Origin of the sequence: Thermococcus barophilus MP (assembly GCF_000151105.2) — an archaeon.
Taxonomy (GTDB): Archaea; Methanobacteriota_B; Thermococci; order Thermococcales; family Thermococcaceae; genus Thermococcus_B; species Thermococcus_B barophilus.
This window is the reverse complement of the sequence record NC_014804.1, coordinates 1,434,935-1,456,773: the sequence shown is the minus strand read 5'-3', so window position 1 is coordinate 1,456,773 and position 21,839 is coordinate 1,434,935. Positions and strand designations below refer to the sequence as shown.

The 21,839-nt window shown below is 41.5% G+C and carries 18 protein-coding genes; 6 read left to right on the top strand and 12 right to left on the bottom strand.

Annotated features, from left to right (window positions below):
* Entirely contained in the window at positions 1–1,461 is a 1,461-nt protein-coding gene (locus TERMP_RS08240; RefSeq protein ID WP_013467938.1) for a hypothetical protein, read from the top strand.
* A 92-nt stretch (positions 1,462–1,553) separates the two neighbouring features.
* Here TERMP_RS08240 and TERMP_RS08235 read toward each other — a convergent pair whose 3' ends face one another.
* A complete protein-coding gene (locus TERMP_RS08235; RefSeq protein WP_013467937.1) occupies positions 1,554–2,279 on the bottom strand; it encodes an RlmF-related methyltransferase in 726 nt (241 codons plus the stop codon).
* Positions 2,280–2,406: 127 nt separating this feature from the next.
* On the opposite strand from TERMP_RS08235, the gene TERMP_RS08230 reads away from it, so the two are divergent.
* Positions 2,407–2,631, top strand: a complete 225-nt coding sequence (locus TERMP_RS08230) for a hypothetical protein (RefSeq protein ID WP_048159808.1) — start codon at positions 2,407–2,409, stop codon at positions 2,629–2,631.
* 14 nt (positions 2,632–2,645) lie between these two features.
* Here TERMP_RS08230 and TERMP_RS08225 read toward each other — a convergent pair whose 3' ends face one another.
* A complete protein-coding gene (locus TERMP_RS08225) occupies positions 2,646–3,887 on the bottom strand; it encodes a M20 family metallo-hydrolase (RefSeq protein WP_013467935.1) in 1,242 nt (413 codons plus the stop codon).
* Between the two features lie 136 nt (positions 3,888–4,023).
* Between TERMP_RS08225 and TERMP_RS08220 the strand changes: the two genes are divergently transcribed.
* Positions 4,024–4,836 (top strand): MBL fold metallo-hydrolase, encoded by an 813-nt coding sequence (locus TERMP_RS08220; RefSeq protein ID WP_013467934.1) that lies wholly within the window; start codon positions 4,024–4,026, stop codon positions 4,834–4,836.
* Here TERMP_RS08220 and glmM read toward each other — a convergent pair.
* The 8 genes from glmM to TERMP_RS08180 form a co-directional block, all read right to left on the bottom strand.
* Entirely contained in the window at positions 4,823–6,181 is a 1,359-nt protein-coding gene (gene glmM, locus TERMP_RS08215) for a phosphoglucosamine mutase (RefSeq protein ID WP_013467933.1), read from the bottom strand. The genes TERMP_RS08220 and glmM overlap by 14 nt on opposite strands.
* Positions 6,182–6,211: 30 nt before the next feature.
* Positions 6,212–6,619 carry a UPF0146 family protein gene (locus TERMP_RS08210; protein WP_013467932.1) on the bottom strand — a complete coding sequence of 136 codons (408 nt, stop codon included), beginning with the start codon at positions 6,617–6,619 and terminating at the stop codon, positions 6,212–6,214.
* Between the two features lie 33 nt (positions 6,620–6,652).
* The gene (locus tag TERMP_RS08205; protein WP_013467931.1) at positions 6,653–7,780 is read right to left on the bottom strand and encodes an ABC transporter ATP-binding protein; all 1,128 of its coding nucleotides are present in this window, start codon (positions 7,778–7,780) and stop codon (positions 6,653–6,655) included.
* 113 nt (positions 7,781–7,893) lie between these two features.
* Positions 7,894–11,952 carry a glucodextranase DOMON-like domain-containing protein gene (locus TERMP_RS08200; protein WP_013467930.1) on the bottom strand — a complete coding sequence of 1,353 codons (4,059 nt, stop codon included), beginning with the start codon at positions 11,950–11,952 and terminating at the stop codon, positions 7,894–7,896.
* 10 nt (positions 11,953–11,962) lie between these two features.
* The gene (locus TERMP_RS08195) at positions 11,963–13,222 is read right to left on the bottom strand and encodes an ABC transporter permease subunit (protein WP_013467929.1); all 1,260 of its coding nucleotides are present in this window, start codon (positions 13,220–13,222) and stop codon (positions 11,963–11,965) included.
* Positions 13,219–14,112 (bottom strand): carbohydrate ABC transporter permease, encoded by an 894-nt coding sequence (locus tag TERMP_RS08190; RefSeq protein WP_013467928.1) that lies wholly within the window; start codon positions 14,110–14,112, stop codon positions 13,219–13,221. The genes TERMP_RS08195 and TERMP_RS08190 overlap by 4 nt, the downstream gene beginning before the upstream one ends.
* 42 nt (positions 14,113–14,154) lie before the next feature.
* Positions 14,155–15,504, bottom strand: coding sequence for an extracellular solute-binding protein (locus TERMP_RS08185; protein WP_013467927.1), 1,350 nt, complete (start codon positions 15,502–15,504; stop codon positions 14,155–14,157).
* 226 nt (positions 15,505–15,730) lie between these two features.
* Positions 15,731–17,710 (bottom strand): alpha amylase N-terminal ig-like domain-containing protein, encoded by a 1,980-nt coding sequence (locus TERMP_RS08180; protein ID WP_013467926.1) that lies wholly within the window; start codon positions 17,708–17,710, stop codon positions 15,731–15,733.
* Positions 17,711–17,808: 98 nt separating this feature from the next.
* On the opposite strand from TERMP_RS08180, the gene trmBL1 reads away from it, so the two are divergent.
* The 3 genes from trmBL1 (at position 17,809) to TERMP_RS08165 (ending at position 20,765) form a co-directional block, all read left to right on the top strand.
* Positions 17,809–18,831: an HTH-type sugar sensing transcriptional regulator TrmBL1 gene (gene trmBL1, locus TERMP_RS08175; RefSeq protein WP_013467925.1), complete on the top strand. Its 1,023-nt coding sequence runs from the start codon at positions 17,809–17,811 to the stop codon at positions 18,829–18,831.
* 10 nt (positions 18,832–18,841) lie between these two features.
* The gene (locus TERMP_RS08170) at positions 18,842–20,212 is read left to right on the top strand and encodes a glycogen synthase (RefSeq protein WP_013467924.1); all 1,371 of its coding nucleotides are present in this window, start codon (positions 18,842–18,844) and stop codon (positions 20,210–20,212) included.
* A 103-nt stretch (positions 20,213–20,315) separates the two neighbouring features.
* Positions 20,316–20,765, top strand: a complete 450-nt coding sequence (locus TERMP_RS08165; RefSeq protein WP_013467923.1) for an HIT family protein — start codon at positions 20,316–20,318, stop codon at positions 20,763–20,765.
* Between the two features lie 8 nt (positions 20,766–20,773).
* Here TERMP_RS08165 and TERMP_RS08160 read toward each other — a convergent pair whose 3' ends face one another.
* Both TERMP_RS08160 and TERMP_RS08155 read right to left on the bottom strand, forming a co-directional pair.
* Positions 20,774–21,523, bottom strand: a complete 750-nt coding sequence (locus tag TERMP_RS08160; protein WP_013467922.1) for a YbaK/EbsC family protein — start codon at positions 21,521–21,523, stop codon at positions 20,774–20,776.
* Entirely contained in the window at positions 21,513–21,800 is a 288-nt protein-coding gene (locus tag TERMP_RS08155; protein ID WP_013467921.1) for a hypothetical protein, read from the bottom strand. Before TERMP_RS08155 ends, TERMP_RS08160 begins: the two co-directional genes overlap by 11 nt.
* Positions 21,801–21,839: the final 39 nt, after the last annotated feature.

Sequence of the window (21,839 nt, the reverse complement as noted above, 5' to 3'; positions counted from 1 at the left end):
ATGGAGGCTCTCGTTAGAGAGCTGTTTTTTCAGGAATTCAGACATAGACTGGACGACTATGGAACCGAAAAGTTTAGAAGATTTCTCAAGAGAGCTCCTTTAGTACAGCTCTCTTTTACTTCTACAGTGTTCTTAATTTTTTCATTTGTATTTCTCAGAGCTGAGAAATTGCTTGGAGAAAGTGAAATTGTTTTTGCTTCATTGGTTTCTGCCTTATTGGTTTTTGTTGTGGTCATTTCGTCTTTTCTGGTTATAGAGTTCCTATATTCACTTGCACGAACCCGAGCACTTCAGCCTTTGCTACTTCTCCCGATTAATGTTGAGTTTCTACCGCTTAAGACATGGCTTAAATATTACACTATTCCTCTTATATTCTTGTTTTTACCTTTTTTCTTGAAAATGCTGAGGTATCATTGGATGGCACTTATTGTGGCGATGATGTGGTTCATAATCTCGATAGCTATAGGCTGGGGTTTTGGGTGTCTTATTGCGATATTCTCTTTAAGGATGAGGAAAATCGGAATTTTAAGAGATATCTTTAGTCTAACACTGAGAGTTGCCTTTATTCTCTTTTTGACTCTTTTCATATTCTACGGTGTCATATTTCCCGAAATATTTAAAAGTGTATTTCAGTTTAGAGCACTTTCAACGTATTTCTTTCCAATTGCTCAGGCGACAACTCTCGTTTTATCTTTCCAAGGAATCTTGCAATGGAAAGTAATTATGACCTATGCAACTCTTTCATTTCTAATTTTGTTGTTTGGTAATCATTTAATAATGCTTCATCTGATTGAGGAAAGGCAAATTTCAAAAATTGGAAAATCATTTGAAGCAAAACTTTTGCCAAAAATGTTCTCAATTATAGCTAAAGATGTCAAACTTGCCTTGCGGAGAAGTTCATCTCTCTTTATTCTTCTTATGCCCTTTATCTTTTTAGTACCTCTCACATTTCTCAGAGACGATAGACTTGTAACTTGGGTTCTGATAATAGGCTCTTTTGCAGTTATAACGTCATTAAACGTTCAAATTTTGCTTATGGAAGAATACAAAAGTGGCTGGTTCATGTTCTCTCTTCCAATAAACTGGAAAGAGTTTAGAAACGCGAAAGCTTTGACATCTTTTATCCTTTTTGCTCCAATCTTATTAGTTTCTGTGGTTGTTGCAAAAGTTGATATATCGGGTTCTTCTCTCTTCCTTTTTATATTTGGAGCTTTTACTAATCTTTTAATGGCTAAAGTCATAACCCTCTGGCTTACTCGAAACATGAAGGATGAATACACGCTAATGCCTGCATATCTCACAATTGGAGATACACTAGTAATTTTTGGCTTAGCATTCTTTCTGGTCAATTTTCCAGCGTCTCTTTTCTATCTTCTCCATGGTTATATCAGGATTTTTGCTGGAGTCGTTTTCTTGGCATTGGAAGGGATTTTGATGATAATACTTTACAAGGAGGCTTAACCTTATAAGTTGGAGGAGCATAATTTCTTTGGCGAATGAAGAGAAAGCACCTCCTCTGAGCACTGCAATGAAGATACGCCCACGGTCTGACGCTATAGCGTGAAAATTAAAGAGTGCCTAACTCTTGTTCCTGCTTTAAATTTTATGTCTCTGATTCTATAGCCCATCTTCTCGGCTTCTTGGGTTATAGCATTAAGCAGAGGAGCTTTGTCAGGCAAAAACAGAGCGACTTTTCCTTTAGGTTTCAAGTAGTCTTTTGCCTCTCTCAAGAGCTTGAGTGAGAATTTTTCTCCATATTCGCCTCCGCCTACAGCTTCGATAGGAGTTAAAACCCCCTTTGTGGGCTTCTCATAGTAAGGAGGGGCTGAGAATATAACATCGAATTTTTCTCCCTCTGGAATTAAGCCTTTTATGATCTGTCCTTTGCTTTTTATGAGCTTCACTTGAACCTTATTACACTCAATATTCCTTTTTGCATACTCAAAGAATTCCTCATCAATTTCTGTGGCCCAAGCTTCGCAGTTAAATAACTTAGCTGCCATGATAGCCATCAATGCAGAGTGACCAGTTCCAATTTCGAGAATTTTTTCTCCACCTCTCAAAAATGTCTTTAGAAAAATGTATCGTGAAATTGGAGGGGTTATCAAGCCCTTGGGATGATATTCTATTTTGAGGTCAAAAACGGCTTTTGCAACTGCCTTATTGTATAGAATCCGCGCTTCTCTGCTACTGAAGTCAAGCTTGCCATTTTTTATATATTTTTGAAGCTCGGGGAAGATTTTCAGAGCTTCCTCTATTTTTAGTCCTATCATTTTCATGTTCTCACTCTCACTATCTGCTATATCTTGGGTTTTTCAAATTTTGCTTACCATTAACAGAAGTTTGCAAAATATGTATAAAAATAGTTATATATGAGGAGGATAATATAACAAAATGGTGAGCTGCATGGTGAGAACAAAGACACAAAACATATATGGTTCACGATTAGTGCTCCCTTGTGGGAAAGTTGTCGATCATTTAAGTGAAGATGTTATTGAGATGTTTGAGCACTACTATGGCGGCATCCCTATTGATGATGCTGAATGCTTGCTATGCCCCTATGCGGATAGAATAATCCTTGACTTTGGTTTTGTGATCAATGTGTGTATTGCTTCAAAATTTGCAAAGTGAAAGGTGAGCAAAAATCATAATAGGGTTAAAATTGCCATAATTTTTGCGTCCTCAACTATATTGTCTATTTTAGCGTACTCATTTGGCTGGTGTGCCGTTTCATCGCATGTACACCACACAACTGCCGGGATTCCAAGCATTCTGAAGTAAGCTGCAAAAGTTCCTCCACCAATTCCTCCAACTTTAGCTTCTTTGTTCCTCAAAATCCTAATTGCATTTTGGAGGAGTTTTACTATTTCACTGTCCTTTGGAGTTGGTTCTGGGGCATCAACCCTCTGCATAACTTCAATATCAATTTTTGCTCCTCTGTACTTTTCTTCCATTTCTTTTGCGAGCTCTTTAGCATCATTTAAAATGTCATCAAGATTGTACTTGGGTAAAACTCTGCAGTCAAATACTATCTCATGTTCCCCTGAAGCTATGTTTGGAGCATCAGATGGATTTCCGCCCATAGTTGGCTCGAAAGTGCTCTCAGGTGGGTCAAAGATTTCATCCTTTGCATTATATTTCTCATGGAGAAGTTTGTCGAGCTTATAGCCATATTCCAAAGCAATGCGGTGAGCGTTAATGCCTTTATCAGGCATGCTTGCATGAACTTGCTTTCCTTTAAACTTAATCTTCATCCAGAGTATGCTCTTCTCTGCTATTTCAATAAATGTTCCTTCTTCGTTTCCACCATCTGGTACTAGTACGAGGTCGTTTTTTCTGAAGAGTTCGGGGTGGTTTTTTATGAGCCATTTTATTCCGTATTCGCTTCCTGTTTCCTCATCACTTACAAATGCAAGGATTATTGTTCTCTTTGGTCTTATGCCAAGGTTCATTAATGCCTTCACAGCATACAAGCTTGCAACTAAACTCTGCCCATTGTCCTCGCTTCCCCTCCCATAAACCTTCCCGTCTTTAATTACTGGCTTGAAGGGTTCTGTAACCGTCCAACCTTCTCCTGGAGGAACTACATCTAAGTGCGTGAGAATCCACAAGCGCTGGCTTTCTTCTCCCTTTTCTCCATAGTAATAAGCTAAAATGTTTGGCCTAACACCATTTTTAGCCCTCTCATCCGGGACATCATAGCGCTCAATCCTATCAAAACCCCAGTCCCTTATAATCTCAAGAAGCTTTTCCGCCCTATCGTATTCTCCTTCCCCACCGTAATCCGGGCTTATTGCTGGAATTCTGACAAGCTCAACCAACATTTGAACCATATCATCCCTCAACATTTCAACTTCTTTGGAGACTTTTTCGATAATTTCGCCCATGAGCTTCACCAGTGTAGCTTATCCCTGACTGCTTAAACCATTTTTGGTTGTGTCGATAAATCTCCAGTAGCCAAATGCCTTATATACTGCTGTGTGTAAAATTTTAACATCTGAAAAAAGAATAGGAGGTAAGGGCATGATAGAGATAACATTTCTGGGCAGTGGTGGAGGCAGATTCATAACAATAACACAAACTCGTTCTACAGGAGGATTCTTCATAAAAGCGAGCAAGAAAATCTATGTCGATCCAGGTCCGGGAGCACTTGTAAGGGCTTGGCGATACAAAATCGACCCAAGACGAATTGATGTTCTCTTTGTGTCCCACAGGCATACAGATCACTGCAATGACGTGGAAGTTATGCTTGAGGGGATAACTATGGGCGTTACGAAAAAAAGGGGAATTTTAATAGCATCTAAAAGCGTTGTCCATGGAGATGAAAGTCACACACCTGCAGTTTCACAGTACCATCTCGATTCATTGGAAGAAATCCACACTCCAAATCCCGGTGATAAATTCATTCTTGGGGAGGAGGAGATGATAATAACGCCTGCGATGCATGCAGACCCCACAACCATTGGTTTTCGGCTTAGGACTAAGTATGGGGACATATCCTACATCCCCGATACTCAGTACTTCGATGAGCTCAAGAAGTGGCATGAGGGCGCAAGGGTCATGATAGCTGCTATAACCCGACCCAAAGACATGAGAATTCCATACCATCTATGCACTGAGGATGTGATTTACATGTTGAAGGGCATGAAGGATAAGCCAGAATTGCTGATTATGAACCACATAGGCATGAAGATGCACTTTGCAAATCCGTATAAGGAGGCAAAGTTCATCGAAAATGTCACTGGGGTGAAAACTCTTGTTGCAAAAGAGGGTTTTAGAGTTACAATTGGAAAAGAAATAAGACTAAAGACGCTGAGACCAGCTAGGTGGGTTTAAGACTTTCGACGGCCTTTGAAACTATGCCATAGGCTAATTCAAATAGTTCCCTCATTTTCTTTTCTGTCTGTCCTTCCACAACAACCCTGATTTTCGGTTCTGTTCCAGAGGGTCTTACCAGAACCCATGATCCATCTTTAAGATTGAACCTTACTCCAGAAATCGTGAGAACTTCTTTAATCTCATCTTTTAGCTTTCTTTCAAGCTCATTTCTTGCAACTTCCATAACTTTTGGCTTCAGCTCGTCTGGACATTTAACATTCTTCTTTATCAGCGGATACTGAGGTATCTCCTTAACGATCTCTGAAAGAGGTCTCTTTTCTTCGTCAATCAGCTTGATTAGAAGTCCCATCGTTACAAAGCTATCAATCCACATTCCAAATTTTGGATGAATGAACTTCCAAGGTTCGGCAGCAAAAATTGCGTGATATTTCTTTATACCATCATGGAGCTGACCCAATGGTACACGATAGACCTTTCCCCCTGCATCTCGGACAACCTTGTCAATTCTAAAGCTCGTATTTATTGATGTAACAACGACCCCACCTTTGTTTTCTTCCACATAGAGCTTGGCAAAGAGTGCAATTAGTGTATCCTCTGGAATGTAGTTCCCCTTTTCATCAAAAACCGCTATCCTATCGGCGTCACCATCTTGAGCTATTGCTAAATCAACACCCAGTTGTCTGACGAGATCTCCAAGATATGCAATGTTCTCATACCTTGGCTCTGGTTTTCTGCCCGGAAAGTGTCCATCTAAATGAGCATTAATTGAGATCACCCTTGCCCCCATTTCCCTTAGGAGGTATGGGGCTATCATACTGCCGGTTCCATTTGCTCCATCATACAGAACCGTGAGATTCGTTTCGTGTTCCACAAATTTTAGCACTGCATTTATGTATCTTTCTTTTAAATCCAGCTTTTTGACTTTCCCTATTTCATCCCATTTTGCTATTTTGTAGCTTTGGGAGAAGATTATTCTTTCAAGCTCTTCTTCCTGTTCCAGATAGAATTCAACACCATTTTCGTTAAATACCTTGATTCCGTTGTCTGTTGGCGGATTATGTGAGGCAGTTATCATGACCCCTGCATCGCCTAACTTGTTGGTTGCCCAAGCAAGCATGGGAGTTGGTATTAAGCCCAGCTCTATCACATCACATCCTGTGCTCAGCAATCCGCTTATGAGGGCATTCTCCAGCATTACACTTGAAGTTCTTGCATCCCTACCAATTACAACCTTCCCAGAATTAATGTATGTCCCCAAGGCTTTTCCAACGCTTAACGCCAGTTCTGGAGTTACTTTGGAATCAATAGGGCCCCTAATCCCAGCTGTTCCAAAGAGCTTCATAACACCACCAAGTTAATGTATGGCTTAGCTTTATATATCTTTAGCCTCCCACTTGTAAATTACCAGTCCCCTATAATTTTCGAGCCTCATCTCTATTGGAACAGCATCTGTGGAAAAAGGCACAATGTATAGTGGGACTTTTATGGTCTTAGCGAGCTTTAATAAGTATGGCATCATTTCTGGTGTTGGTCTGATTGAGTACATGGCTTTCGCTTGTTTGTAAATTTCAAGCCGAGGGTTAAAAATGTCATCAACAATGGCGTTTAGTCCTATCTCTTTTGCCCTTTCAACAGCTTTCGGGTTCCAGTCAATGACTACAACATCAAATCCCATCTCTTTTAACTTTAATGCAGCTTTAAAATTAAAGCCAATTCCGATTTCTATGATTTTCCCTCTTTTAAATTTTTGCGCAAAGTATTCTGCAAGTTTCTCGTACATGATTGGGAGAAAATAAAAAGAGCTTAAAAATCTTTAGAAAATTGCTTTTTCAGTCTTTTTATCGAAGATGTGCACTTTCTTCATATCAAACACTACGTCAATTTCTTGACCTTCTTTTACCATCGATTCGGCATGGAATGCACCAACAAATGTTAGATTTCCTACCCTTAAGTGGACAATCCTTTCGCTGCCTAAGTTTTCTACGATATCAACCATTGCCCTGATCATGTTTTCTCCTGGAATTTTAACTTGGGCAAACATTGCATCGTAGAGGTCTTCTGGTCTTATACCAAAGATGACCTCTTTTCCTATGTAACCCAGCTCTCTCAGCACTTCTGCTTGATCTTCAAGAAGTTTGAGCTTAAATTCACCAAAATCCACCCAGACCCCTCTTTCATCCTCAACAACTGATGCATCAAGGAAGTTCATTGCTGGTGAGCCAATAAAGCCACCAACAAAAACATTTGCTGGCTTGTTGTAAACTTCATCTGGCGTTCCAACTTGCTGCAAAATACCTGCATTAATTACAGCTATCCTGTCTCCCATTGTCATAGCTTCAACTTGATCGTGGGTCACGTAAATTGTAGTAACACCGAGTTGCTTTTGCAATTTCTTTAATTCAGCTCTCATTCTAACTCTAAGCTTTGCATCCAAGTTACTTAATGGCTCATCCATAAGAAAAACCTGAGGCTGCCTTACTATTGCCCTTCCAAGGGCGACTCTCTGTCTCTGACCACCGCTTAATTCTCTGGGTTTTCTCTTTAAAAGCTCGGTTAAACCCAACATCTCTGCAACTTCTCTGACTCTCCTGTCTATCTCCTGTTTTGGAACTTTTCTAAGTTTAAGTGGAAATGCTATGTTATCATAAACAGTCATATGAGGATACAGAGCATAGCTCTGGAAAACCATTGCGATATCTCTATCCTTTGGAGGAACAAAGACACCCTTCTCTGGATCAGCTACTAATTTGTCCCCAACGTATATTTGTCCTTTAGTTGGTTCCTCTAATCCAGCAATCATTCTGAGTGTCGTTGTTTTTCCACAACCACTTGGACCGAGAAGAATCATAAATTCCCCATCTTTTACATGAAGACTCATATCCTGAACTGCAGTTACTTCGCCAAACTTTTTCCACACATTTATCAACTTAACCTCTGCCATCAAGTCCACCTCGGTTTATGTTTACTTTTAGTAAACATAGCGATTTCAGGATATAAATAAGTTTTGATGTTCAGTGTTAAGGTTTCACAATAAAGAAATAAGAAATGAAAGCGTTATCTCTTTCTCTTAAGCAATACTGGTAGCAATGCGAGCCCAATGATCAATGCCGGTCCGCAGATTCCGCTCTCAGTTGGTGAACTCTCGCTTGGAGTTGGTGAAGTTGTCGTGGTTCTGCTTGGAGTGCTTGTTGTAGTTGTTTTTGTTTCTTTGGTAGTTGTGGTTTGTGTTGTGGTAGTAGTCGCTTTAGTGGTAGTTGTTTCCGTTTTTGTTTCAGTTGGCGTCGGCTTTTCTTCACTCTTTGTTCCCTTTATTATTGGAATCATGAGAACAACAGCCCTTTTTCCAGCTTTTGCATCATAGCTGCTTAGCATTTCCTCCTGCGTTGGCTTGTACCCTTCTGGAACCAAAAGATCATAAACCCTTGGTGCAACGTTGTTTATAACTGCATCGGGCTCTGCCCCGCCTCCTTTCCACTCCTCTGCCTGAACTGCCACTGGTCTCCATTTATCTGGGCCGTAACCATCCTGTGATCCTACAAGCACAGCTGCATAAAGTCCATAATCTTCATCAATTTGGAGGTATTTCTTAGGTAGTTCAACAATGATTGCATTTCTTGTTGGGTCCGCTGATATCTTTAATTCTCCTTGAATTGGCTTCTTTCCAGGCACAACGATTATGTTTCCGTAGTCCCAGCCAGCTATCCTCAGTGCAACGTCCCATGGATGGTTTGGATCGAGGTCAACGTTTGAACCCGGCCCGTCTGGGAACATTTTGATTGCTGATGTATTTCCACCTTCTTTGAAGTCAAAATAAACTTCAATGATTTGCAGACTGAATCCATTCGGACCGTTCCATGGATTATCACCAAGCTCTTTGAAATAGAACTCGAGCTTCCAGTACTCATTCTCTTCCGTCATCTTGAACTTGAGGAGATCTAAGTGGTGTGGAACGAATACCTTGTTTGTTGCATAAGTATAAGTGCCTGGACCATGGTCGTCTCCTTCTGGGTCTTTGATAACTATTCCTGTCTTGAGTAGTGGGAGCATCTTAACCGTGGCAAGCTTGATGTTCTTTGCATCATAGCTCTTTAACTGCTCCTCCTGTGTTGGTTTGAATCCTTTTGGAGCAAGGAGGTCCATAACACGGGGAGCAACATTGTTTATCACGGCATCTGGTTCAGCTCCACCAATCTTCCATTGTTCCGCTTCGACTGCCACTGGTCTCCACTTGTCTGGGCCATAGCCGTCTTGAGATCCTACAAGTACAGCGCCATAAAGTCCATAATCCTCATTAATCTGGAGATACTTCTTGGGAACCCTCACGATTATTGCGTTCTTAACTGGATCCGCTGAAATTTGAAGCTCTCCCTGGATAGCAGTCCCGTTGGATAGCACGATTATGTTTCCGTAGTCCCAGCCGGCTATTCTAAATGCCACATCCCATGGATGGTCTGGGTCAAGCTGTACATTGCTTCCCGGTCCGTCTGGGAACATTTTGATCGCTGATGTATTTCCCCCTTCTTTGAAGTCGAAGTAGACTTCAATGATTTGCAGACTGAAACCATTTGGTCCATTCCATGGATTATCACCAAGCTCCTTAAAGTAGAATTCCATGACATATGCATCTGTTTGTTCGAGCATTCTAAAGCGGAGCAGATCAAATGCTCCTTTAACAAACACTTTATCTGTGGCATATGTGTAGGTTCCTGGACCATAGTCGTCGCCTTCAGGATCCGTTATGTCAACTATTGGAACCCCTTTAACTTCCATTGGGAGTCTGAGTTCAACAGGTGTTGTTATGACTTCAAGGTTGCCGCCTTTAACCGTTGAAACTGCAAAGTAAAAGTCTTCTGGAGTTTCAATGTAGTCAAAGGGCACAATTATCTCAACACCGTCGCTGAGCTTTTCTACTGTTGCCTCTCCAACTTTTTCGCTGGTTTCGTAGTCTTTTGCTTCGTAAATTTCAGCTTTCCCATCTTTGTAAACCACGTGCTTGGTTATCATGAGCCCTATGCTGTCCCTTATATACGGGAACAAACTGTATTCATATTTTGGTGTTCCTTGAAGCAGTGTAAACGTATTTCCAATTATTTTGCCTTTTTCATAGATGCTTATTTCAAATTGCTCTGGAGCTCCTTTAATCACAAAGTGCATTCCATCCTTGTCAAAGTAAACTTCGACTTCCTTTGCGGAAGCTGAGAGACTTGAATACGTCTTTTTCTCACCTTCTCCGAGCCCAGAGAGTTCTCTCACGCGATATGGCTGCCCATCTGGGAAGTAGTTTCCGTAAAGATAGCTTGGAGGCTTGATACCTGCGAGCTTGTAAATCTCATAGAGATATGTCTTAAGATAGCGGTCAAATGTGTAATCCTGACCGCTGTCTTGATCGTTCCCATACCACCAGAACCAATCACTTGCTTCAGCTCTCAGCAGGTATTCATAAGCCTTGTTCCACTCTTCTGGAGACATCTTGTCCTTGTTTTCAAAGAGGGCCTTTCTTGCCAAGTAGAGCCAATACCATGCGATATTTTCTTGCGGCTCACCTATCCAAGTTGAAAGTGTTCCATCAACCCAGCTTGACTCAATCCACTGCTGTGGTTCCGTAACGCCGACCATGTCATAGAGCTCGTTCAGACTTTTGGCCTCAAGGAGCTTCTTCGCTTTGTTCGCTGTTGACAAATCTAAGCGTTTTAGCTCTTTTGGAGTCAGCTTGTTTGCCTTGTCGCCATAGAGCTGTATGTACTCGCTTGGTGTTAGGGTTCTAATTAGCCCCTGCTTTTGGAGTTCAGTGAGCCTTTTATACAGCTGTTCAAGGAAGATCTTGCCATCGTATGGATAGTGCTCCCATGGATTCTCCCCATCAAGTGTTACAACGTATACCAAGCTGCCGTCGTAGTTCTGTTTTTGGATCTTCAAGAGCTCGTTGATAAAGTCTTCAACAGCTTCATATTGGTTCATTCCACTGTACCTGAAACCAACCCTATCGCTTAAGTCATGATTTCTTGGGAAAAGATAAATCTTCTTTCCATTAAATTCGGCGACCCAAGGCTTGTAGTAATTTCCAATGCTGTAGGGAATTCCCATTCTCTCAAGAACAAGCTGATCTGTCATGACCCACTGCCAGCCATTCTCTGCTAAAATCTCCAGTGTTTTGTCATTTAAAGCACTCTCAGCAGCCCATCCACCCTTTGGCTCTACTTTTCCTCCACCAAGATACTTTTTGTATAGCTCATCAGCCTTTTTAACATGGGCATCAAAGTCACTCTCCCAGCCGAAGTCGTTGAGAATTGGTCCAATCGGATGGGCATACGGAACGACTGTGACTTCAACATTACCGTTGCCTAAAAGGAGGTTTATCTTTTCGTGCTCTTCAAATGTGTGGTTGAGAAGCCACATCTGATGCTGCAATACTGTCTTAACGTCGTCTCTCGTATAGCCTCCAGTGTTTCTCTTTTCATAGATTGCTTTCAGGTCATCGTGCATCATTATGTAATTGTAGTCGATCCAGGCTAAGTTGAAGAGAACTGCAAGATCAATGTAATCCTGTTCTGTGAATTCAGAGGTAATTTTCTTTTTTTGCTCATCTAATGGCAAGCCCCCATACATTGCAAATGCTTTGTTTCTCTTGTCTTTGAGTTCTGTATAGCGCTTCCAGAAGCTCCTTATTGGGTTTCCGTTTTTGTCCGTAACTGGTTCCCCATTCCATGGAATGGTGTGGTCAAAGAATCCTCCAGGTGCTTGGAGCATAAACCACTTGTCATCTATGCTTAATGGCTCTCCATTCGCAATCTTCTCTGTGATTACCTGGTATGTGTCTTTTTTACCGTTCATGTAATCTGCTAATTGAGCAATCAATGAACCGGACAAATCGATTGTAGCGTGTACTTCGGGATACTTGCTCAGATAATACGCCATCTTCCAGTAGTTGTTTGCCGCATGGAGCCTAACCCATGGTCTTGTGTATATATCTTGAATTGGGTCATAGTAATATGGCTGATGCTGGTGCCACACTATTATAACATTTAGCGGCTTTGGTTCTTCACCCTTTGCTGGAACTGCCAGAGTGCTGAAGAGAACTAAAAAAATTGCAAGTAGGGAAAACACCTTCCTCATTCCATTCACCTCATTCTTTTAATCCTCCAACTGTCAGACCACTTCTGACGTAGTTTTGAGCTAACATAAACATTATAAACACAGGTAAAGCGAACAGCAATGCAGCAGCTGCAAAATAATTCCAGTCAATCCCTCTTCCAATTCCTCCCATGAGTAGGTAAATCCAAACTGATAGAGGCTGATTTGCTTCTGTAAGTAATAAGTTTGCAAGAATGAACTCTGTCCATCCCCCAATGAAGGCGAATATTGCAACGGTTGCTATTCCTGGGAGAGCCATTGGTAGCAGGACATATCTGATAATTTGCAGGTAGCTTGCTCCATCCACAAGAGCTGCTTCATCGAAATCTGGACTTATTGAGTCTATGTATCCTTTAAGAAGCCATGTATTGAACGGAACACTTCCTGCTGCATATATAAGGGACAGAACGGGCAGTTTGTCGTATAGTCCAAGTTTGACAATCATGCCGTAGAGGGCTATTAATCCCGCTATCCCCAGACCTCCAGCTACTTGGGTGAACATTAAGTAGAAGTACAGGACGTGCTCTCTTCCGAAGAACTTAAGTCTTGAGAAGGCATATGCTGCAGGAATCACAAAGAACAGTGTTAGTATCACCGTAAATCCTGCTATGAACAGGCTGTTTTTAAGATGACCAAAGAACACTGAGTTAACAAACTTCCCAACTGCGGTTATCTCTACAGCTCCTGTGTTTCGTGCTACTATGTATTTTTCCATTGTCCCGCTAACTGTAATCCCATTGATTCTTCCGTTTTCCAATTTGACATTCTTCACCACAGCGAAACCTATAGAGCCGTCTTTGTTGATCCTCGTTAATCTAAAGGCACCGCTAATTTCTCCATTAAACGGCCCTTCTTTGGAGCCACTTTGCCCGACTCTAAATTTGACCTCCTTAAAAGGAATCTCGAATCTTAATGCTGTAAATGGTCCTGCCTTTACTGTCCCTATTATCCTTCCGTTTGTTACATACAGGATGTTTCCATCAAGTTTTCCATTTCCTTCAATTTTTCCAGTAAAGTTTGCTGAAATTTTGCTACCTTCAAATCCAAAGAGGACCTCTTTATACGCTTCAGCAGTTATGTTTTTGGGAATTAGTGTAAGCTCAGTAGTCGCTAAAGTTGAAACCGGTTTTATGGAGACTGTAAAGATGTAGTAGACTGGGAAGAGTATGATGAACATTATAAGGATGGCCACTAAAGTTACTGCGAATGCCTTAATGACTTCGCCCCTCCTTTTTGGCAACCTGATATTCATCCCTTGGCACCCTCCTGCAGCTTTGTTATTTTAACGTTGATGTACATGTAAACCGCTAAGACAAGGGTTGCAATTACCATTATTGCCGCAGCTCTTCCGTAATGTGGTGATGCCCCGAATGCCTTCCTGAATCCGTATAGTAGGAGGAACTTGTCCTCGAAGAGCCCGGCGTTGTAGAGATAGGGTACCATAAAGTACTGGAAGCTTGCTGCGGATGTCAGAATTGTGGCAAAGGCTATGGGTTTGCTAACTATCGGGATTACAACATGTCTTAAACGTTGCCAGTATGTTGCACCATCAATTATTGCTGCCTCAATTAGGGTGTCCGGAACTGATTGCAGAGCAGCTGTGATTACTGTCATCATGAACGGATAGGCAAGCCAGACCTCGATTATGTTAAGGGCTATAAACCCCCACCATGGATCATTGATCCAGTTTGGAGGATTTGAAATCCCAAGTGACTTTAGTACAATATTTATTGGTCCAAAAACAGGATCGAACATGAATCTCCAAACGGTGATTGAGAAGAGCAAAGGCAGTGCCCAGGGGATTATTAGAAGAGATCTGTAAAAAAGTCTGCCTCTCACATATTTATTGTTATACAAAATGCTCAGAAATATCCCAGAAGAGACTTTCAGCGTCACACTTGTAAGCACAAAAAACCATGTCCACAGAAAGGCTCGTCTAAATTTTTCGTCACTTAATGCCCATTTAAAATTCTCCAATCCAACAAACTGCAACTGTTTAGTGGATTCAATGGGGAAGTTTCCAAGCTGGGCATTTGTGAATGCAATATATATTGAATAAACTATCGGCCACAAGTTAAATGTGAGGAATGCAATTATTCCCGGAAGAATCAGAAACAGTGCAACTACTGTTGTCTTTTTCATTACCTTTCACCTCATTCATAAAATTAAACAAAAAGAGAAGCCTCAACCCCCGCTAATTGCTTTCAGTATCTCTTCATTTTGGGCCTTCAGTATTGCAGCTATATCGGCGTTTTGTGGATCTTTAAGGATTTCTGTGATTGCAGTATCAACAGGTCCCCAGACACTTCCCATCTCCGGGCTCTTTGGCATTGGGATTGCGTATTCAACTGCCTTACCAAATCCATATAGAACAGGATCGCTCTGAATTTCTGGGTCGTTTAGGACTTCCTTAAGGACTGGAATATAACCGAGCTCCTTTGCTAAGGTTTTAGCCACTTCTGGGTTTGTTGTGAACCACTTGACAAAGAACCATGCTGCGTCCTTGTTCTTTATGCCTTTTGCGAAGTAAATGAGCTTAACTCCACCGTATGGTCTTGGATAGTACTCCTTCCCATTTTCAATTATTGGTGGAAGTGGGGCAACACCGAAGTCAATTCCGGCATCTTTAACGCTTCCAATGCTCCATGGACCGTTGACCATCATTGGAGCTCTTCCCTCAAGGAATATTGCCTGTTGGGTGTTGTAGTCGCCTGTGGGAGCCATGTACGGGAAGATGTTCTTGAAGAAGAATTCAAATCCTTTGATAGTCTCTGGTTTGTCCAATCCCGGCTGCTTTGTTTTGTCATCGAAGTAGTATCCTCCAAATGCATGAGCCCAAGCTGAGATGAAGTAGGCATTTATTGGATAGGCAATTCCGTATTTCTCTTCATCAGGTTTGTAGTACTTCTCCATGATTGCCTTCATCTCGTCAAAAGTCTTTGGTGGTTCGCTGATCATCTTTTTGTTGTATATGATTGCAACTGTTTCAGCTGCGAATGGCATCGCGTAGTAATGTCCGCCATATTCAATTGCCTCCTTTGCCATCCCGCTGAACTTATCAAGGATATCTGGGGTTATGTATTCATCGATTGGCTCAAGTAAGCCCGCTTCTGCAAACTTTCCAATCCAATCATGTGCCCAAATGAATAAGTCAGGACCTTGACCAGCTGGAATTGCAGCTTTAAGGGCATCTTCAAGATTCGGTTTCTGCTCAAGAACTATCTCGATGCTTGGGTACTCTGCCATGAACTCTTCAATTATTGATTCAAAAACCTGCGCCTCATTTGGTTGCATAGCGTGCCATATCACAACTTTTCCGCTTGGTACTTTTTCACTTTCAGTTGTGGTTGTGGTAGTAGTTTCAGTTGGGGAGCTTGTAGTGGTCTTGGTAGGAGATGAGGTTGTTTCAGAAGTGGTGGTTTGGGTAGGGCTCGATGTGGTTGGAGTGGTTGTTCCGCCTCCAATGCATCCACTCGCTACAACAGCAACTGCTAATACAGCAACTAACAATAAAGCAAATAGTGCTTTTTTCATCTACCTTCACCTCAATTGAACATTTCAAAGTAGGTATCATTCTCAGTGATATATATACCTTACGCTCTATTGTCTGTGAATTGACATGTGCACTAAAAGGAACAATGATGTCAAGAATAGGAAGATAAGGCATTGGTTAGAAAAGCCTCAGCTTGAATTTCACGGTAGTAGTTTGCAAGAAAGCTATTTTCCAGAACTAAGCGCTGTCATCAAGTTTAACCGCAGGCTACAATCCTTTAGCAACAATGCTGGAAAATGAGCCCAATCGCATGTTTGCTTCGTTAAAGTATCCATTTTGGAAGAGCAGCTCAAAGGAAGACGGCAAACTTAGATGACACTTTTTCTCTGAATAGTTGATTGCCACTAAAATGCTTTCGTTGTCTAATGTCCTTTTATAGACAAGCAGTTTATCTTTGAACTTAACCGGTTTAAAAATACCTTTCTGCAAAGCTTTGCTTGTCTTTCTTAGGTTTATCAAATCCTTTGTAGCTTTGAGAATCTCTTTATCCCACCTATTTGCGTTCCACTCCATGGGTGTTCTTGATGCTTCCATAGAGGGAACGTTCATGTTCTCTAAGCCAACCTCGTCGCCATAGTATATAGCTGGAATTCCCTTGTATGTCATCAGAAATGTTAGGGCACAGAGATATTTCCTTTTATCTCTAACGAGTCCTAAAAAGCGCTCAACATCATGGTTGTCAAGGAAGTTGTACATGGTGTATTCTGCCGGTCCGTAATAAACACTCAAAAGCTCAAGCCAGTTAAGAAACTTTTCGGCAGTAATTTCATCATAAATAAAGAACCTCAGAAGAGCCTCATACAAGGGGTAGTTCATTGTTCCGTGGAACTTGTCAAAGAGCCATAAACGAGCATCGTCCATGACTTCTCCTATAAGGTATGCATCTTCTGGGATGTCTTTCTTAACCTCTCGCCAGACATCGGGAGGAACGCCATGGGCAACATCCAACCTCCATCCATCTGCTCCTCTCTCAAGCCAGTACCTCATCACAGTGCGTATAAACATTCTGACCTCTGGATTTTCATGATTTAAGCGGGGCATTAACCAGACTAAAAAGAAACTTTCATAATTCCACTTGGATTCCTTAAGTTTCCGATACTTTTTAAGCCAAGGTTCACTGGAGTGTAAAGTCTTTAAAAAGTCTTTAGAAACCACAGGGAATTTAAGGGTACGATAGAAGTTTCTGTACTTGCTCTCTTTTCCCTTTTCAAGGATGTCTTGGAAGTAGGGGTGGAAAAAGCTTGTGTGGTGAAAAACCCCATCAAGGATTAGTTTGATGTCTCTCTTTTTCAGCTCATTGATTAGTCGTTTGAATACCTTGTCTCCCCCAAACTTCTCAGCAACATGGAAATAGTCAATAATGTCATAGCAGTGATATGTCATGGATTCAAATATCGGTGTTAGGTAAAGTGCATTAACGCCGAGTTCTTCAATGTGGTTAAGTTTCTTTATGATTCCCTCAAGATCGCCGCCGTAATGACCGATACCAAGCTCAATACAATCATTTGGATCGTTTTCTGGATTCCCATTGGCAAAGCGATCTGGCATTATCTGGTAGAAGACCCTATCAAAAACCCAGACAGGAGGCTTAAACCTCCCCCTTTGCTCATTGAAATCAACCTTAAAGTCCCCATAATCAGTAATCCCATCTGCCGTATGAATTTCGAAATAATACTCAAGTTCGTCTTTTCCGGGCAGGACTGCTTCAAAGTATTCAAAGAGGTCATCTTGCGCCTTCTTTTCCATCTCATATTTTTGATCAGAGATCAGAAACACCTTTTTGGCTGCACCTTTTATAGCTCTAAGACGGATGTGTGTTGCACCTTCAGACGAATAGACGTAGATTAAAGATGTGCTGTGATAAAATTTTTCTCCTGAAAATATCGTGGCAGTATTAACAGTCCGTTCAAATTTATACGAATGTCTCTTGTATGTATGTCTTCCCTCGTTTTCTGGATCTAATATGAAAACACCGTCAATGGAAAAGGCGTAATACCAAATCCCCTCTGGAAGTTCGATTGTTACACTCCATCTGCCTCTTTTTTCTTTCATGCGGAAGCTTCCCTCATTGAAAGCATTAAAATTTCCGAGGAGATAGGCATAACTTCCGCTTTTGGGTATGCTAAACTCCACTTCTGCAACCTTACCGAGGTACTCATCATCTTTAAAGCCGAAAATCTTATACATGCAAAACACCTTAAGTAGGAGTATATCACCAATAATGATTAAACTTTATCCAGTGAAGATTAGTGATGATGTGTTTAAAAATTTGAGGGGGTATGGAGATGAAGGAGGAAGAGATCATCGAAAAGCTTCAGAAACTCGGGTTGACAAAATATGAAAGCTTGGCATATATAACCCTTCTTAAGCTTGGCCCGAGCAAAGCAACGGATATAACAAAGGAGAGCGGCATCCCACACACGAGAGTTTACGATGTATTGAGCTCTCTTCACAGAAAGGGATTCGTTGATATAATGCACGGTACGCCGAGACTATACAAGCCCGTGAATCCCGAGGTTGTTCTTGAAAAAATTAAAGAAGATCTGATAGCGGACATTGAAGAGCTTAAGAAGGCATTTTTGAAGCTGTATAGATCTGTTCATGGAGAAGATTTGCCTGAAATCTGGACAATCCATGGCTTTGATAACACTCTCGAGAGGGCTGAATACATAATAAGGACTGCAAAATATGAGGTTTTAATAAACACGCCATTTGAATTTCTCTCCCTGCTTAAGGAGGAGATCAAAAAGAGGAAAGATGTGGTTTTTGTTATAATTAGCAATTTTGAAGAGATTCCAGAGTGGCTCAAAAGGGATAACATAATTCTTGCAAGAAGTGGAGGTGCACCGTGGCTTATGGCAAGCTGGATTATCGGGGACATTGACTATGCGCTTTTCTTTGGAGCCCTTCCAAGGGATAGAAGGAAAGAGAAGTTCTATTCCTTCTGGGCGAAGTCGGCAAAGCTCATTCAGAACTACATGCACTGGTTCTACACGATTTACCTTGATAACAGCACAATAATCAAGCCTGTGAATTATGACAAACTGAAAAAGCCCCTTCAGCTTGTGAATATTAGAACGCTGATAACCCTGCTTAAGCAAACAAGCCTCCCAAGGGAGATTGAAGTAATTGGAAAGCTTGTAGAAAACAAGGACACAATAACACTAAGAGGAAAGGTCATAGAGTTTGAGTACACTCCACTCATAGCAAGTGTGGTTGTTGATGATGGAAATAAAAAGTGGAAAGTTGGAGGGCTGGGCAGTTACTTTGAAGATGTCGAGGGGGAGAAATTCATACTATTAGACTGAGGTGCAAAAAATGAAAATCTTAATGCTTGGGTTTGAGTATCTACCAGTGAAAGTTGGAGGACTTGCTGAGGCGATAACCAGCATAGCCGAAACCTTAGCAGAGCTTGGAAACGAAGTGCTCGTCTTTACTCCATCTCACGGCTTCAAAGAGGGAAAAGAATACACAAGTTTTAAAGTAGATGTCTCAGGTCATGTGTGGGATGTCAAAGTTTATGAGAGGAAACAAAATGGAGTTAGGGTCTTTTCAATTAGCGATCCGCTTTTGGACAACCCTGATGTTTATGGTCCAGGATGGGAGGGCATGCTGAGCAAGGCTGTGCACTTTGGAAAAGCAAGCGTTGGACTGCTGAACAGAATCATAGAGAACGAAGGGAAGCCTGAAGTAATTCATGCCCACGACTGGCATACAGTTTTTGCTGCAGGTCTTTTGAAAAAATATTTCCAAATACATCTTGTTGCAACTATTCACCGCCTGAACAAATCCAAGGTTCCAGCTTATTATTTCCACATGGCTAATTTGGGAGAATTAGCTCCTTATCCAGACATAGATCCAGAACACACGCTCTGCTACATCGCTGATCTCATAACAACAGTAAGCAAAAGCTATCTCCGGGAGGAATGGGCGTTCTTCGGCATGTTTGAGGGCAAAGTTACTCATGTCTTCAATGGCATAGCCTGTGATTTCTGGAACGAGGAATTTCTGGAAAACAAAGACTTGCCGAGAGAGGAGAGAAGGAAAAAGATACTTGAAAGCTTGGGCTTAAGCGATGGGATTGCTTTTATGTTCATAGGCAGATTTGATAAGGCACAGAAGGGAGTGGATACTCTTTTAAGAGCCATCGAAATTTTGGCTGAAGGCTATCCTCAAGAGTTTTCAAAAATGAGGTTCATAATCATCGGAAAAGGTGACCCAGAGCTTGAGAGCTGGGCGCATGCAATGGAGAGCAGATATCCAAGCAATGTGAAGGTTATCACCAAGATGCTCAAAAGAGAATTTACAAGAGAGCTCTACGGCAGTGTTGATTTTGTTGTAGTTCCCTCATACTTTGAGCCCTTTGGTCTCGTGCAGATGGAGGCAATGTGTTTGGGGGCAATTCCAATCGGTTCAGCAGTTGGGGGAATTAAAGACACTATAGTGAGCCTGGACGAAGATGAAAAGAACGCTACAGGACTTTTGGTTCCTCCAAGGGATGCCTTTGCTTTGGCTCACGCAATGCTCAAGATGGCGAAGCTTAGAGAGGAAAACCCAGAACTGCTGAAGAAAATGAGGGTTAATGGGAAGAGGAGGGCAAAGGAAGTCTTTACATGGGAAAACGCATGTAAGAGATATCTCAGGGCTTACAAAAGTGACATAGACAAAGCGGTAAGCTTCATAAAATGAGGCATCAGAACCGAGGTTTGTCCTCACCGCTCAGGAGCGGCCAAGCTCATCATCTGCCATAGCTTTTTATTTCCTTTCTCTTTATAATTTTGGAGGTGATTAAATGAAATGCCCCTTCTGCAATGCAAGCCCTGAAGTGCTACTTTATGAAGACGACCTAATTAGGATCCTTATTGACTCTTATCCTGCTAATAGAGGTCATCTTTTAGTTACCCCAAAGAGGCATGTGGAAAAATGGGAAGAGCTGAGCTTTGAGGAGAAAATTGCCTTGCTCAGAGGGGTTGAACTTGCAATAGAAAAGCTAAAGCAGACTTTAAATCCAGATGGCTTTAATGTGGGCATAAATTTGGGAAAAGCTGCCGGGCAGACTGTTCCCCATCTTCACATTCACGTAATTCCGCGATATGAGGGGGACACGAACTTTCCGAGAGGAGGAGTCAGAAAGGCAGTTCTTGATGTTGAAGACGAGAACTTAAAGCTCAAAGAACGCTGGATTAAGAACAGAATGAGCAAAGAGGAAACTGAAAAGCTAAGGCAAGCCTTTACTCCTTAGCTGCAATTTTATTCCGCGATGTCCAGCACTTCACCCTTCTGAAATTCGAGAATTTTCTCTGGCTTTATCTTTATTAAGCGGTCAATTCTTCCGCCGCCGGCTATCACGACATCTTTTTCAAGGACTTTCTTGTCAACTATTGTCCTAATTGAAATCCCAACCGGTGGAACTTCTCCAACTTTGTATCCTGTGATTTTCTCGACCTCTTCTTTATTTGCCATTCTAACTCTGCCAAAATATTTTGTGAGCTTTTCTACGCTGGCTTTGGACTTTCCATCAACTATGACCAAAATTGGCTCTTTTTCACTGATAAAGACCAGGGATTTGACAACCTGCTCTGGTTTGACTCTTAAGAGCTTTGTAACCTGCTTAACGCTTCTAACCTCTTTTCCAACTTCAATTATTTCTCCTCCAAGTTCTTCGACGATCTCTTGTAGCCTTATTTCCCTTGCTGGATATTTTTCCTCATTTTTCTTCAGCTTTCTTTCAACAGCTTCATCTAAATCAATGCCGAGCTCATGAGCCAAAAGCGTGAGGTAGATTATTATATCGGCAATTTCATCTCCAATCTCTTCTTTAATCTTTGGATTCTTAACTTTCTCAAGAATTTCTTCGTTTGTGTCCCACTGGAAATGCTCTAAAAGCTCCCCAACCTCCACGGTTATTGAAATGGCAAGGTTTTTTGGGGTGTGATATTTCCTCCACAGCCTTTCATCTCGAAACTTAACTGCCTTTTCTTCAAGCTCTTTAAAATTCATGCTCTTTCATCTCCCTTAGGGCTGTCAGATATTCTAAAAGCTCATTGAGCTCTTCTTCTGAGAAAATTTTCTCAACATTTTCATCTGGATCAAATTTTAAGAGATAGTCTTTTATCTTATTCAGTCTATCAAGTTCATCCTCCAGCTCTAAAGAGCGCTGTGTAAATTCCCAGCTTGTATGGGGGCTCTCAAAAATCCTCTGCTTGCTCACTACTATGGCAACTTTGACGTTTGCTATTGCTTCTTCAAGAAGCTCTAAAAGATCTTTAACCCTCATTTTTTAGCACCGCTGATTAATACTCCATGGAGGTATTTA

Coding starts and splice junctions, on each gene's coding strand:
- TERMP_RS08190 (WP_013467928.1), bottom strand. CDS start 14,112: ATGAAAAAGACAACAGTAGTTGCACTGTTTCTGATTCTTCCGGGAATA.
- TERMP_RS08185 (WP_013467927.1), bottom strand. CDS start 15,504: ATGAAAAAAGCACTATTTGCTTTATTGTTAGTTGCTGTATTAGCAGTT.
- TERMP_RS08195 (WP_013467929.1), bottom strand. CDS start 13,222: ATGAATATCAGGTTGCCAAAAAGGAGGGGCGAAGTCATTAAGGCATTC.
- TERMP_RS08155 (WP_013467921.1), bottom strand. CDS start 21,800: ATGAGGGTTAAAGATCTTTTAGAGCTTCTTGAAGAAGCAATAGCAAAC.
- TERMP_RS08170 (WP_013467924.1), top strand. CDS start 18,842: ATGAAAATCTTAATGCTTGGGTTTGAGTATCTACCAGTGAAAGTTGGA.
- TERMP_RS08180 (WP_013467926.1), bottom strand. CDS start 17,710: ATGTATAAGATTTTCGGCTTTAAAGATGATGAGTACCTCGGTAAGGTT.
- TERMP_RS08225 (WP_013467935.1), bottom strand. CDS start 3,887: ATGGGCGAAATTATCGAAAAAGTCTCCAAAGAAGTTGAAATGTTGAGG.
- TERMP_RS08220 (WP_013467934.1), top strand. CDS start 4,024: ATGATAGAGATAACATTTCTGGGCAGTGGTGGAGGCAGATTCATAACA.
- glmM (WP_013467933.1), bottom strand. CDS start 6,181: ATGAAGCTCTTTGGAACAGCTGGGATTAGGGGCCCTATTGATTCCAAA.
- trmBL1 (WP_013467925.1), top strand. CDS start 17,809: ATGAAGGAGGAAGAGATCATCGAAAAGCTTCAGAAACTCGGGTTGACA.
- TERMP_RS08165 (WP_013467923.1), top strand. CDS start 20,316: ATGAAATGCCCCTTCTGCAATGCAAGCCCTGAAGTGCTACTTTATGAA.
- TERMP_RS08210 (WP_013467932.1), bottom strand. CDS start 6,619: ATGTACGAGAAACTTGCAGAATACTTTGCGCAAAAATTTAAAAGAGGG.
- TERMP_RS08200 (WP_013467930.1), bottom strand. CDS start 11,952: ATGAGGAAGGTGTTTTCCCTACTTGCAATTTTTTTAGTTCTCTTCAGC.
- TERMP_RS08205 (WP_013467931.1), bottom strand. CDS start 7,780: ATGGCAGAGGTTAAGTTGATAAATGTGTGGAAAAAGTTTGGCGAAGTA.
- TERMP_RS08160 (WP_013467922.1), bottom strand. CDS start 21,523: ATGAATTTTAAAGAGCTTGAAGAAAAGGCAGTTAAGTTTCGAGATGAA.
- TERMP_RS08240 (WP_013467938.1), top strand. CDS start 1: ATGGAGGCTCTCGTTAGAGAGCTGTTTTTTCAGGAATTCAGACATAGA.
- TERMP_RS08230 (WP_048159808.1), top strand. CDS start 2,407: ATGGTGAGAACAAAGACACAAAACATATATGGTTCACGATTAGTGCTC.
- TERMP_RS08235 (WP_013467937.1), bottom strand. CDS start 2,279: ATGAAAATGATAGGACTAAAAATAGAGGAAGCTCTGAAAATCTTCCCC.